This window comes from Citrobacter sp. CtB7.12 (assembly GCF_001297795.1).
In the GTDB taxonomy this organism is placed as follows: Bacteria; Pseudomonadota; Gammaproteobacteria; order Enterobacterales; family Enterobacteriaceae; genus Citrobacter_A; species Citrobacter_A amalonaticus.
Genome location: NZ_LIFT01000025.1, coordinates 24,446 through 37,966 on the forward strand (window position 1 = coordinate 24,446; position 13,521 = coordinate 37,966).

The 13,521-nt window shown below is 47.3% G+C and carries 13 protein-coding genes and 1 tRNA gene; 3 read left to right on the forward strand and 11 right to left on the reverse strand.

What is annotated here, in order from left to right; genetic code table 11:
• Positions 1 to 110: 110 nt before the first annotated feature.
• Positions 111 to 216 (reverse strand) — tRNA-Pro (locus AOY24_RS21160).
• Positions 217 to 411: 195 nt separating this feature from the next.
• Here AOY24_RS21160 and AOY24_RS21165 point away from each other — a divergent pair.
• On the forward strand, positions 412 to 1,521 hold the full coding sequence (locus AOY24_RS21165) for a hypothetical protein (RefSeq protein WP_051642347.1): 1,110 nt from the start codon (positions 412 to 414) through the stop codon (positions 1,519 to 1,521).
• A 1,070-nt stretch (positions 1,522 to 2,591) separates the two neighbouring features.
• Here the strand turns inward: AOY24_RS21165 and AOY24_RS21170 are convergent.
• The 6 genes from AOY24_RS21170 to AOY24_RS21190 form a co-directional block, all read right to left on the reverse strand.
• On the reverse strand, positions 2,592 to 3,338 hold the full coding sequence (locus AOY24_RS21170; RefSeq protein ID WP_044258131.1) for an SDR family NAD(P)-dependent oxidoreductase: 747 nt from the start codon (positions 3,336 to 3,338) through the stop codon (positions 2,592 to 2,594).
• Positions 3,339 to 3,408: 70 nt separating this feature from the next.
• The gene (locus tag AOY24_RS21175) at positions 3,409 to 4,098 is read right to left on the reverse strand and encodes a YafY family protein (protein WP_044258130.1); all 690 of its coding nucleotides are present in this window, start codon (positions 4,096 to 4,098) and stop codon (positions 3,409 to 3,411) included.
• A 382-nt stretch (positions 4,099 to 4,480) separates the two neighbouring features.
• Positions 4,481 to 4,750 (reverse strand): hypothetical protein, encoded by a 270-nt coding sequence (locus AOY24_RS21180; protein ID WP_044258129.1) that lies wholly within the window; start codon positions 4,748 to 4,750, stop codon positions 4,481 to 4,483.
• Between the two features lie 36 nt (positions 4,751 to 4,786).
• Positions 4,787 to 4,915, reverse strand: a complete 129-nt coding sequence (locus tag AOY24_RS25555; protein ID WP_255347751.1) for a hypothetical protein — start codon at positions 4,913 to 4,915, stop codon at positions 4,787 to 4,789.
• 575 nt (positions 4,916 to 5,490) lie between these two features.
• Positions 5,491 to 5,937, reverse strand: coding sequence for a DUF421 domain-containing protein (locus AOY24_RS21185; protein ID WP_043001087.1), 447 nt, complete (start codon positions 5,935 to 5,937; stop codon positions 5,491 to 5,493).
• 9 nt (positions 5,938 to 5,946) lie between these two features.
• Positions 5,947 to 6,435, reverse strand: coding sequence for a hypothetical protein (locus AOY24_RS21190; protein WP_235507540.1), 489 nt, complete (start codon positions 6,433 to 6,435; stop codon positions 5,947 to 5,949).
• 155 nt (positions 6,436 to 6,590) lie between these two features.
• Here AOY24_RS21190 and AOY24_RS21195 point away from each other — a divergent pair, with 155 nt between their 5' ends.
• Positions 6,591 to 6,983: a YdeI family stress tolerance OB fold protein gene (locus tag AOY24_RS21195; RefSeq protein ID WP_054177311.1), complete on the forward strand. Its 393-nt coding sequence runs from the start codon at positions 6,591 to 6,593 to the stop codon at positions 6,981 to 6,983.
• Between the two features lie 118 nt (positions 6,984 to 7,101).
• On the opposite strand, the gene AOY24_RS21200 is transcribed toward AOY24_RS21195, so the two are convergent.
• The 4 genes from AOY24_RS21200 to AOY24_RS21215 form a co-directional block, all read right to left on the reverse strand.
• On the reverse strand, positions 7,102 to 8,451 hold the full coding sequence (locus tag AOY24_RS21200; protein WP_043001084.1) for a GntP family permease: 1,350 nt from the start codon (positions 8,449 to 8,451) through the stop codon (positions 7,102 to 7,104).
• A gap of 94 nt (positions 8,452 to 8,545) precedes the next feature.
• A complete protein-coding gene (gene yjhG / locus AOY24_RS21205) occupies positions 8,546 to 10,525 on the reverse strand; it encodes a xylonate dehydratase YjhG (RefSeq protein WP_043001083.1) in 1,980 nt (659 codons plus the stop codon).
• Between the two features lie 10 nt (positions 10,526 to 10,535).
• Positions 10,536 to 11,441 (reverse strand): dihydrodipicolinate synthase family protein, encoded by a 906-nt coding sequence (locus tag AOY24_RS21210; protein ID WP_043001082.1) that lies wholly within the window; start codon positions 11,439 to 11,441, stop codon positions 10,536 to 10,538.
• A gap of 4 nt (positions 11,442 to 11,445) precedes the next feature.
• Positions 11,446 to 12,234: an IclR family transcriptional regulator gene (locus AOY24_RS21215; protein ID WP_043001081.1), complete on the reverse strand. Its 789-nt coding sequence runs from the start codon at positions 12,232 to 12,234 to the stop codon at positions 11,446 to 11,448.
• Between the two features lie 235 nt (positions 12,235 to 12,469).
• Here AOY24_RS21215 and AOY24_RS21220 point away from each other — a divergent pair, with 235 nt between their 5' ends.
• The gene (locus AOY24_RS21220; RefSeq protein ID WP_054177312.1) at positions 12,470 to 13,261 is read left to right on the forward strand and encodes a PhzF family phenazine biosynthesis protein; all 792 of its coding nucleotides are present in this window, start codon (positions 12,470 to 12,472) and stop codon (positions 13,259 to 13,261) included.
• Positions 13,262 to 13,521: the final 260 nt, after the last annotated feature.

The window sequence follows — 13,521 nt, forward strand, 5'->3', positions numbered from 1 at the left end:
CCTGGGCAACTTATGTCGGAGTAATTCCCCCATTTCACCCCAGTTTCACCCCGAACAAATTTCAGGCATAAAAAAACCAGCCATAAAAGGCTGGTTCTTAAGGAGTATTTTGGTCGGCACGAGAGGATTTGAACCTCCGACCCCCGACACCCCATGACGGAGTGCTACTGTTATGAAGGCTGCTATGTGCCAGAAGCGGAAGTGACCTGCACCCCATTGAGTTACAACTGGAGGCTGACCAGTCGATGTAATCCGTCTCAGGACTCGATAATCGAGCGGATGATGATCAATCGATTTATTTCATAAGCATCAGATTGACTTCAATCTGATACAAAGTAGGCTAATTTATATTTCTCATAAATCTGTATACTAATAGGCTGATAAATTAATACAAAAAATAGAGGTCACGCGATGAATAATGAAGGACGCACTTTGAATATAGCAGCAAAATTTACAGCTAGGGATGATCTCGGCAACCTAATCATCACAATGGTCGATGATAAAGAAATAGTGATTCATGATTTTTCTGTCATGCCAAACGACTATCATTCTCTACGTGAAATGATGGAAACGGGGACTGCTGACATCAGATTGTACAATGTTCGTGCAATTGGTGTTCAAGAGCCTTTCAGATTAGAGCTGAAAATTACGTATCTAAGCGAGCAGGACACGTTTCTGATAGTGGATGGGGGATGGATACCGTTATCACTTATCAGCAGAAAGGCGCTCCTGCTTGCTGACAGAAATGTAATATCAAAAATCCAATACCGTTATAGCCTAGGGACTTTAAAGAAGGATATTCCTCCTAATGATTTTGATGCCGTTTTTTTACAGCCTGCTGGAATAGAGATTGATATCTCTCTTTTTTCTATAGAATCAAATCAGAGCAAAATTCCCGACAGGGGAACTATGGATGAGCAAATCAGCATAGCTAAAGACATTCTCCGATATTCTCTTCCTGGGCTGAAAAGAGCGATATACCCTAATGCAGATAACTACTTTTTTGACCTTTTCGAAATGCTTAAGCCAGGATTAATTAACAGGACTAATTTTTTCATGGATGTTGCTGCAGGTTTAAATCGTGAGTTCACACCAAGCAAGAGGAATGAATATGTTCCCTTTATTTTCTCTAAAGCAAAGGATAATGGATTGGAGAACACCGATATTGCGGTGTTACTCGCGTTCTTACGTATCACAATGTTAGGGAAAAAAACTGCGGCAACACAGGTAATTAAAGAATCACAAACTTTCCGTGTGAAGGATGGTTATAATGTGGCCTGTGATCTTATGGCACTGGAAGTTCTAATGAATTACATTTCCTTTCACAAAAAAAATAAGTCTGCTTACATCCCCTGTTTTATCACTAAAGATAAGGGGTTAGCCCAGATCGCGGCGTTAATGATGAATATTAAATCTCACACCTCTGATGATGAGAAAGCCTCCATCACGGTAACCCTCCCTTTGGACATATTCTCAGATGAACGGGAAGTGCAGAAAATGGTCATGCAGTACCTTCAGTGAACTGATCCCTGTTGATTCACTCAGAACGCTGTTAGCAATGTCTGCATTTCGCTCAAAGTGGACTTTTAGCCTTCGATATACTCAGAAGGCTCATTGAAGATGATTGTCCGGTGATCCGACATCAATTCGCATTAGGGCAATTCCCTTGGAATATCCCGCCTTAAGAACCAGCCGTAACAGGCTGGTTCTTAAGGAGTGCTTTGGTTGACATGAGAGGATTTGAACCTCCGAATACCGACACCCCATGACAAAAAATAATGAGTATTTGAGTGCACGATTTTCGGTAAAAATTGTTGGTATATTAAATCGAAGAAACACTGTAATTCATTGATTTTTTGTGAGTCAAAGTTATACGGATATACCATGTTTAAAACTTAACTCATTGAAAAGCATGTTAATGGGATCGGTCTTGAAAACCGGCGACCCGAAAGGGTTCCAGAGTTCGAATCTCTGCGCTTCCGCCAGATTAAAAAAAGGGGTTACCGAAAGGTAACCCCTTTGTTTTTTTGGCTGTTGGTATAGTGTTGGTATATTCACTTGGTATATTTCCCCATACAGCCAATGAAATCAGTCATCTTTTCTTATCATTGTGCGATCCTGGTGCTCAGGCGAATAACGCTTGCCAACGATTTTTATCGTTTCAACCGCACATCGCTTCTATTTCTGTTTAAACGTCGAGGGTGCGGCCAGTCTGTCCGAATGGAACATGTCCACAGCATGGCGCGAATTTTTTGCCTGTAGAGTGTGTTTATCTCGTGCACGTTAAGCACAATAGCGCTATCAACGGTACCCTGCATCCAGCCTGCGCCGCTATAAACAATAGCCTTGCTCATTATTTCTGCTTCTTGCGCACAACAGACTTAATGATCTTTTATTCTGTTCGCGTTATGCCAGACGCAGATAGGGTTAATGGCACGATGTATGACCAATGGAGAGCAGACAATCCATGCGAATAATGTGTCTATTATTGGCCCTACAACGGAAGCGCGAACGACAGGTGTTCTGTCGCTCCCGTTTAGCCAACCACACAGGTGAGGTAATTATTATCATTTAAAAGGGTTAAGTGAATTTTACTCAGCTAAATAACCACCATCAATGGGATAAACGCCTCCGGTGCAAAACGCTGATTTGTCTGACAGCAAAAACAATATGAAGTCTGCTATTTCTTGCATTTTTGCCATCCTTTTCATTGGGTGACTATTTGCGAAACTGCGTACGATATTTTCAGGGAATTCACTCATTCGTGGGGTCTGGACATAGCCCGGCGCGACCGCATTGATTCGAATGCCTTGACATGCAAACTCAAGCGCTGCGGTTTGGGTTAAGCCGATTATACCATGCTTAGCCGCGGTATAAGGTGCCAACCCAGGAATGCCAACCAGTCCATTTACTGCAGATAAATTAACAATAGAGCCACCAGACTTTATCATCTGAGGTATCTCGTATTTTAAGCAGTAAAAAATGCCGCTCAATGAGGTGGCAATGACCTTATCCCAGTTTTCAACTGTCTGCTCTGTAATATTTTTATCATGCTCTCCTGTTAAGCCTGCATTATTTACAGCATAATCAAGCCTGCCAAAATGTTTGATAACGTCATCTATCATTTTCCGTACTTGTTCAGGCTGCGACACATCACATCCGATCCCTATTGCTTGTTGTCCCTGTGAAGATAACCGTTTCGCTTTTTGTTTAGCCTGCTCTGATGAGCGGGATATAATGACGACCTTCGCACCCTGTTTGTGTAATTGCTCTGCGACGGCTTCACCTATACCTGTAGTACTTCCTGTTATCACAGCTACTTTATTCTGAAAATCCATAATTCCCCCTATGAAGTAGGATTGAGTCTTACTGCTGGGGTAGTATACAAACTCGCTGTGACAGTTTTTGTCAGTACTCTTTCCCCACGCAGATTCCTTCTTTAATTCTCCATTTTTTCAATAAAGTCGTTCTGCTTTCCCTGTACGTGGAATCCAGTTGCACAATCTCTTCGATTTGGTCAGTTCTGAAATGACGAAAATCATTTCTCATCTCACACCATGCAACCAAAAGCCAGCATGATTCCATATATATCAACGCGATGGGCCATATGACCCGAGAAGAGTAAACATCTTTCTTGTCACGATACGTTATGTTGATTCTTTTTTGATTTTTAATAGCACTACGAATGTCTTCGAAAAATAACTCATTCTTTTCTGAAGGGCCGGTCAGATAGGATTGACTCTCAATAAGATTTTTTAATTCACCGGGGATAACGGCATGTATTTTGGCAAGCGCATTCCTTGCGGTGTTTTTGAAATCATAATCCGTATTATGAGAAACCCAATTTAACCCAAGTATAATAGCATTGATTTCTTCATGAGAAAGATTTAAGGGAGGTAAATGAAAGTCTGACCTGATGATATATCCAATTCCTGCGCCTCCTTCAATAGACACGCCCTGGTGTTGTAGCGTTTTAATATCTCTGTAAAGGGAGCGTACACTTATGCCTAATCGATCTGAGAGAGCGGAAGCTGTGATCGGATATCGTTGTGCCCTTAATATCTGTAATAATTCGAGAAGCCTTTCTGTTCTGGTCATGTTGAAAAATCCATCTTGATCCTGGACTTGAGCTTAAAGCACCTGCCGGATAAGCATCTTAATACAAAACAAATGTACCTGCTTAAGTTGAGTGACTCCCCGTTGATTGATATCCCCCATATGCTATGCGTCCTTCAGCGGTGATGATGGACATAAACATCTCCTCTTTGTTCAATAGGGACCTTCAGTTTTGCCAGCTTGTCCACGCTATGCCATGGGCAGACAGTGCGTACGTCACTACTGCGCCCAGGTTTTCCATTGAGGGGAATAGTGTGCATATCGGAACACCCGTTCCGGGGCAGATTTGTCCCTGGCTGGGGAGCCCGGGATGCGATCCTCCCGAGAGGATATTCCGCTTATCCTCTGAGGAAGCTGTGGATTATTAAAGCTCGTGTTGGGTAGTCGAGAGTAAATTCAATATTCTCTCCGTAAGTTTATCCTCATAACCTTCCTCTACCGGGTGATTGAACTTTACAAGTGGAGCAGAACTTCTGGTTTGCTCATATGATCTCTCAAGTAAACCAGGTTCACCACTTAGGGTGTTTACCACCGTAGATAAAACGTTAATAGCAACCTTTGATGCGTGCAGATCGAGGCTCAGATCATTAAGGTTTTTCTCGAGGATTTCAATGCGTTCATTTACGTCAGCCATGTAATCTCCTGGGTATCTGGGAATAGAGGATTCAAACTAAATACGTATAACATCAAGGTTATATGAACCCTGGGTGGATAAATATTCAGCCAGAGCAACGATATCGTCCGCCGCGAGTGTATCGATGTTGACATGTTGAGAGCGCTGACAGGTCAGTACTTTCATCAGTCGTTCTCCTGTGGTTGGTCTCCACAACATTGTAAAACCGTCCAGTAACAGCATTTATCAGCGCCAGTCGCTTTGCCTGCGATTTTGTAAAAGCAACGATCGCCGCTTTGGTAATCCATAATATTGAGTAGACATGGGTCTTGAAGGTTGCTTTTTGCTGCCAAAAAGTCGACCACTATCCCGGATAGCTTTCTTCACTACGATCGGGGCAGCGGGACGTGGTTGCATTTTTCCAACAAGCTCCGCAAAGCGTTGTTGTGGGTGTGGACAAGGCGAGCAGGAAAACGCTCTGTCTTTGTCATAATAGCCACCTTTTTTCATTATATTTATTAGCCATTCATTCACCTCAGTCTATCTTTCTGACAAGCATAAATAAGCGTAGAACAAATTTAATGAATTCGAAGCATCATCAATGCGGACATATCTGCCTCAGCGCAAAGTGCGGTAGCCAGATGTCTATTCAGCTGTGGTCGCGGATAAGCCCTTGGCAATAAACGTTTTCGCGAACTGTTTTGTTAACACGCCAGCGGTTTTCGCTTCGCTATATGCCGATTTTTTCATTCTCTTTTTCCTTAATCCTCATCAGGAATAATTGAAATATGCCCATTACGCTCCAGAATGGCGTATTTAATTTTACCCGGCTCCGTAATGCCCTGGCTCTGCCGGGCAGCCACTAAGATATCGTCGAGAGAGACATCTACCATTTTCATCTTTTCCATTAATGGTTCGCCGTGTTCCAGCAGAATAACCGGTGATCCATCGAGAGCAGATTCAGCCCCATGCATCTGTTTTTTAATGAATCCGAACAATATGTCGATTGTCACCAACGTGACAATGGTGAGCATTGCTCCGGTAACGGAGAAATCATTGCCTAATAATGCCTGCTGTGTGGCTTCGCTAATAATCAACAGCAAAATCAGGTCGAAACTGGTCATTTGTAATAACGCCCGGCGTCCAGCAATCTTAAACACGACCAGTAAAATAAGATAAATGGCTAAGGCCCTCAGCACCATTTCCATACAGACCTCCTACGGATAAATAAATTGCCTGAAATCGATTTCAGGGCCGGAGTTTAATTGAATAACACTTTTTGCGCTGCCAGGCTTTACAGGGGTAACGAGTAACCAGATAGAGGTATCTTGCTGATTTTCATGTGTGTTATACACCAGGTACAGATCCTCTCCCTTGCTGTACATGCTGTCAGGTTGAGGCCAGATATTCGCTGTCTCATAAAAAGAATTGAAATCTCCACCAATGCGATAAATATTCTTCCCGGATCGTTGGTCTGTAGCAGAGATTTTTAATTTAAATTCTGTTTGCAATCGACCAAACCGTTCAAAATTTAATGTCACCTCCCCGGTAGTATTCCTCTTCACCGAATCACTGAAATAACCACCAGAAAAAACACCGACTATGGCCAGGGAAATAATACACAGTAAAACAACAAACCCAATCTTATGAAATCTCGCTTCAAAATTCAGAAAACGCTGACTCTCTTCAATGCCGGGGACTTTCATGTTTTCTCTGGGCATCTTTAACCTCACCGTTTCGCTTGTATCCCGTCAGTTATCTGATTCGTAACACTATTACCTTTTAAGACTCTTCCAGTTTGCCAGATTAAGGAATAGCAATCAGACTTAATAAGTCAAGTCGACAATGAGATGAGGGTGAAATGAAATTATCCGTGGCACCAGTACTATGTTGTTTTTTAATCCCGACAGTGTTTGCTGACGATAATGGTGGGCTGAAAAAAGATACGGCACCGCCGCCGCCTCACGCCCTGGATGAGGGGTATCGTGGTGTTGAAGATGCGAGAACCATGACGGTTCAACAAGCTAAAACCATGCATGACGGCGCGACCATCTCTCTGCGTGGTAATCTGATTGACGATCTGGGCGATGATAAATTTGTTTTTCGCGATAAAACCGGCAGTATCCATACGCTGATTCCACTCTCTGTCTTTGATGGTCGCACGGTAAAACCCGATCAAATGATCAGTATTAACGGCAGTCTGGACACCAAAACGCAACCGCCTGTGGTTCGCGTTAACAGAATACAAAAGTAACAATACTGCTGCTCGGCCCATTGCTGACGTTTGTAAGCTGTTAACAGTTGTTTTCTGATACCACGTGAAGTGAGGGGCGCCAGTGAGTCGACAACACGATCCACTGGCGAGAGGAGAATTAAAGAACCATGCTGGCGAGCAGGATAAATATCAGTCCGCAGATGGATAACAGCGTTGACATCAGCGTCCAGGACAGCAGCGTCTCTTTGGTTGTCAGGCCGAAGAAGTCTTTAATCATCCAGAAGCTGGCATCGTTGACGTGGGAGCAGATACAGGAACCCGCTCCGGTCGCCAGCGTAATCAACGCCAGGTTAGTGTTGGGATGTACCGCCAGCAGTGGGATAACCAGTCCGGCAGTCGAGATCGCTGCTACGGTGGCAGAACCCAGGCAAATACGCAGGAACGCGGCAACGCCCCAGGCCATCAGAATCGGATTAATATCCATGCCTGAGACCAGAGTAGAAATGTACTGACCCACGCCAGAATCGATGAGCACCTGCTTGAATGCGCCACCACCGCCGATAATCAGCAACAGTCCTGCGATACCGGCAATGGCTTTGCCGCAGGAGTCCATCAGTTCAGGGATTGTCTTTCCGCGACCCAGACCCATGGTATAAATCGCGAACAGCAACGAGATCAGCATTGCAATCGTCGAGTTACCTAAGAACAGTAATACGTTATAGAACGTGCCTGACTCCGAGGCGTTTTTAGCATGGGTCATCTGGATAATTGTCACTACCGCCATCAGGATCACCGGCAGCATCGCGGTGAGAAAGCTGATGCCAAAGCCGGGCATTTCGTTTTCGCTGAACCGGCGGGTCGCACCGAGGGAGGCAATATTCCCCTCTTTTTTAAACGCGTCAGGAATAATCCGCTGACAGAATTTGTTCAATATCGGCCCGCAAAGAATAAAGGTCGGAATGCCGACAATAATGCCGTAGATCAGTACCAGTCCCACATCTGCGCCATATTCACGGGCAATAACGGTTGGGCCGGGATGCGGGGGTAAAAAACCGTGCGCGACCAGCAAACCGGAAAGCATGGGCACACACATAAACATCGGCGATATTTTCGCTTCACGGGCGATGGCGAATAAAATAGGCACCAGAAGAATTAAGCCAACTTCGAAAAAGAGTGCGATACCGACGATAAAGGCTGAACAGACTACCGCCCAGTCAAGCCGCTTTTTACCGAAATAATTCAGCATGGTCAGGGCGATTCGCTGTGCGCCACCCGCGTCAGCCAGTAAGCGACCGAGCATCACGCCGAAGCCAAAGATTAAACCAATATGGCCCAGCGTACCGCCAAGGCCGGATTCGACCGACGTGACGACTTTATTCAGATCCATTCCACTGGCAATGGCGACAACAATCGAGACAATAATTAAGGAAACAAACGTATTGAGTTTAATTTTAATGGTTAAAAGCAGGAGTAAAGCAATCCCTGCCACAACGATAATTAGTGGCATAACGTCCTCTCATTGTAGGGTTGCGACCGGTCATAGTCCGACTACACAATGTTTTAATAATGTGTAGCCGGGTTATTTAGCGGTCTGGATATTATTATTTTTGCTTTAAGGTGTTATTCATATAATCGTTCAGGGCCGCACCGATTTTATTCACATCGTAAACACAGCCCGTCCACGTCCCACCGCTCACTGCCTGAAGCATCGCCCAAAGCCGGGTATCGTCTGGCAGTTCCGGATCAGGAAGTAAATCCTGATGGCTGGGTCTGGCGTTCAATATTGCGGTAGCCTCCTCCCGTGAGGGTAATTTTTCATCGTTACGGGTTCCGAGGAAATTGACTTCGCCCTGAAGTTCGCGGCAATCAATTTTGATTTCAATAATATCCCCGGTGCGTAATTTACTGATTGGCCCCCCGGCGAGGGCTTCCGGTCCCACGTGACCAATGCACGCGCCAGTGGAAACGCCCGAGAAACGCGCATCCGTGATCAGGGAGACATGCTTACCATAAGACAGATGTTTCAGGGCGCTGGTAACCTGGTAGGTTTCTTCCATCCCGGTACCGGAAGGGCCAACGCCGATAATGACCAGAATATCGCCTGCTTTAATTTTGTCGTGCTTGATATCGTAAATTGCTGTTTTCTCGGACAGATAAACCTTCGCCACCCCTTTATGGTAATAGATGCCTTGATCATCAATTACCGAAGGGTCAATGGCGGTGGATTTGATCACCGATCCTTCCGGAGCAATATTGCCAACCGGGAAGGTGATCGTTGAAGTCAGGCCACGCTCCCGTGCGCGTTGCGGTGACATGATCACCTCGTCGGCGTCGATCTGTTCCTGGTCGCGCAGCAGCTGTTTGAATCGCTGCCGCCGCTCGGAGTGTTCCCACCAGTCGAGGTTCTCCTTCAGTGTGCTGCCGGTTACGGTCATCACGTCTTCATGCAGCAATCCAAGACTGCGAAGATGCAACATCACTTCCGGCACACCGCCTGCCATGAATGCATTCACTGTCGGGTGATAAACCGGACCATTCGGGAGCACGCTCACCAGTCGGGGCACACGCTTATTGATGCGGATCCAGTCGTCAACGGTCGGGACATGGCAGCCTGCCTGATGGGCAATCGCCGGGATGTGCAGCAGCAGGTTTGTTGAACCGCCGAACGCTGCATGAACCGTCATCGCATTCTCAATCGCTTTGTCGGTAAGGATTTCCCGGGTAGTGATACCTTTTTTACATAAGTTCAACGCTGCCCGCGCGGAGGCTCTGGCGATCTCTTGCCATACCGGCTCACCGGAAGGGGCTAGCGCAGAGTGCGGGATCGCCAGCCCAAGACCTTCGGCCACCACCTGCGATGTCCCGGCGGTACCCAGAAATTGACAGCCGCCGCCAGAGGAGGCACAGGCCTTACAGCCAGCACGACGAGCGTCCTGTAGCGATAACTCGCCATTGGCGAAGCGTGCGCCGATGGTCTGCACTTTGCCGTTATCTTCTCCATCCTTCGCGGGCAGCGTCGCGCCACCAGGCACCAGCACTGTCGCTTTGTCATGCTGCGCGGCGAGGGCCATCATGGTGGCCGGGAGTCCCTTATCACAGCTCGCCACGCCAATAACGGCTTTCGCATCGGGCAAGGAGCGGATCAGGCGGCGCATCACCATTGAGGCGTCATTACGGTATGGCAGTGAATCAAACATGCCCGTTGTACCCTGTGTTCGTCCGTCGCAGGGATCGGAAACATACACGGCATAGGGTAGGGCGCGGTTCGCTTTGATCACCTCTGCTGCCGCTTTCATCTGGATATCCAGCTCGTAGTGACCCTGGTGCAGCGCCAGTGCGATGGGCTTACCGTCTTCCCCGCGTAACCCTCCCAGCGTGCTGAGCAGCAAAATGCCGTCGCGATCCAGCTCATCCGGAGACCAGCCCATTCCGGCATTCATCGTCATCCCGAACAGATCCCCGCTCGGGCGGTTGATGAGCATCTCCGCCGTCAGCGGCAGTTCACCGTCAGGCCCGTCGGCGTGCGTTCTGACGGTGTAGATATCGTGACTCTCGTCAGCAAAAATAGAGCGAACAGACATGATCTTCTCCTCAGAGCGATATAATTCCCTGCGCGACCAGCAGTGCATGGACTTTTTCTTTGGCTTCTTCTGACACATCGAGAATCGGCGGCAAGCAATACGTCTCCACCGGCAATCCCACGCACTGCATGCTGTATTTGATCAGTGAGACAAACGGCGTTTCCAGGGCGTAAATCGCCGGCAGTTGCAGCAGCTTTTGATTCAGGGTAGCGGCAGTTGCCAGATCGCCCTCGCGCCAGGCGTGATAGATACCGACAGAGAGCTCCGGAGCAAAGTTCGCGCTGGCGGATATTGCGCCATCGCCGCCCAGCAGCAGGGTGTTGAGTAAATGGTCGTCGTAGCCGCAGAAGACCGAAAATGACGGGCGCACTGACTTAACGGTGTTAATCATCGTGCGCAGATGGCCGACGCTGTCGATAGTGTCTTTGATCCCGACGATGTTCTCATTTTGCAGCGCCAGACGTTTCACGGTCTCTGGGGTTAAGTCCTGACCGGTCAGATCCGGAAAGTTGTACAGGATCACCGGCAGCGTGACGCTACGGGCGATCTGCTGGTAATAGTCGTCAAGATTGCGTGACGCGACTTTCCAGTAGTAGGGGTTAATTGCGACGACGCCGTCAGCGCCGCAGGCCTGGGCATGTTGTGCCAGTTTGACCGCTTCATCAGTAGAAGGCGAACCGACGCCAATCAGGACCGGAACCCGACCACCGACAACGGCAACGGCTTCTTCGGCGAACGCCATTCGCTGGGCGGTATTCATCTGGCTAAATTCACCCCCGGTGCCAAGGTAAAACAGCCCGTCGACTCCCTTATTGATCAGGAAGTCGGCAACCTGACGCATTGCTGTTTTATCAATGGTCCCGTCACGATGAAACGTGCTGGATACCGGTGGAATAATGCCGCTGAATTTTCTCATTACCTCAGTTTCCTTTTCGTAAATACTCATTTTCGTTTCTGTAGCCCAGCCCATAAGATATTTGCCCGGCACATTTGCGGAGCAGTTCCAGATAGCCGTCGATCTTATTTCCTGAATAAACCACAGGATCGCCTGACAGCGAGATCGCATAGTTGACCCGGTTATACATATTGAATACCGGCATACTTAAACATACCGCTCCATAGGTTGATTCTTCACTGTCTATGGCCCATCCCCGAAGTCGTGTTTTTTGCAACTCCTCCAGAAATAACTTTTTATCGGTTAACGTATTGCGCGTATGCGGCGTTAACGTGATCGCATCTAAAAAATAATCCAGTTCTTCCCGTGTTTTCCAGGCTAATAACGCTTTACCCAGCGCGGTAATGTGTAATTCCAGTTTTTTGCCAATCCAGCTTTTACTCGTTGGCACTGATTCCGGGCTTTCAACCTTGTCGAGATAGATAGCAGAATAGCGCTCCATTGCCCCCAGGTGACAAACCAGGCCGCTTTTCAGCGACAGCTCCTGCATAGGCCGTTTCGTCACCTCAAAGATATTTTGGCGGTGCAGTGCCTGACAACCCAGTTCGTAGTTTTTTATTCCCAGCGAATAATGGCCGTTTTTGTTTTTAATTAAGAAGCCGCACTCCACCATCACATTTAATAAATTAAGCAGGCTGCTTTTGGGATACTGGAATTCTTTTAATAGCTCCATATAACTCGCCACGCCTACCCATGCAATATGAGTTAATATTTTTTCGGCACGGACTAATGAATTACACCCTTTGCGAACCATACTGGCTCCCTCCTGTGGTTAGAATAAATAATATCGGCATTGCACAGTTGAAAATATGCCTTGTTCAACATGCTGAACCGTAATGCGATGATTAAATGTGATCTTGTACGCAGTTTTAATAGCAGAATTATCGCACTGCCAGTACGCTGAATATGAATACCTGAAAATGAAAGACGACAGGTCGTCGTGGCATGATAAAGTGTAAATTACACAAAGAACATTCGAGGTTTGCGCGATGCAACAAATTGATTTTTACATGGTTGATGCCTTCAGTACCACGACGTTTGGCGGCAATGCCGCAGCAGTCTGTCCGCTAACCGAATGGTTGCCTGATGAGACGTTACTGAAGATGTCTAAACAACATAACCAGTCAGAAACGGCCTATTTTGTCCCTGCTGAAAACGGCTTTGAGCTGCGCTGGTTTACCACGCAGGGAGAAATCAATCTGTGTGGGCATGCCACGCTGGCGGCAGCTCATGTCATCTTTGAACATCTGGATTATCCGCGCGACAGTATCCATTTTACTACCCGATTTGTTGGCCCGCTGACTGTTGCACGTAGCGGTGAATGGTTGACGCTGGATTTTCCTGCCTGGGGAACCGAGTCCGTCACGCCGCCGTCTCTTCTGCTGGAGGCGTTGGGTATCACGGAATACAAAGACATGCGCGTCGGGCGGGATTATATGGTGGTGCTGGATAATCAGCAGCAGGTTGACGCGCTGCACCCGAATATCCACGCGATGATCCCTTTAGGGAAAATGGTTTGCGTCACCGCACCGGGTGAAGGGAAATACGATTTTGTCAGCCGTTTCTTCTGTCCAGGAGAAGCCGTAGCGGAAGATCCCGTTACCGGTTCAGCGCATAGCATGCTCATTCCTTACTGGGCGGAAAAACTGAACAAAACGGAGATGCTGGCGTATCAGGGGGCCGAACGCGGTGGGGAGCTACGCTGTCAGAGTGCCGGGGAGCGTGTACATATCGGCGGACAGGCAACCACGTATCTGCTGGGTAAAGTTGTGTTGCGCTAGGTAGCACTGATACCAGTCACTACAAAACTCACAAAGTCAGGATGAAGGCGCATCATGCTTAAACCGGAGTATGTCATCAGATTGAATGTCTGTCGGAAAATGACCGTAAAAAGCCAACAGCCGTAATAAATCCGATCGGCAAATACATACCCCGCTCATTGAGCAATGTCAGAACCGCATTCTCATCCATCTTATTTTATCCATACATACTGGATGGCGTACTGAGCGGAAAAGGGACATGAAAAAAAATTCCAGCGTTG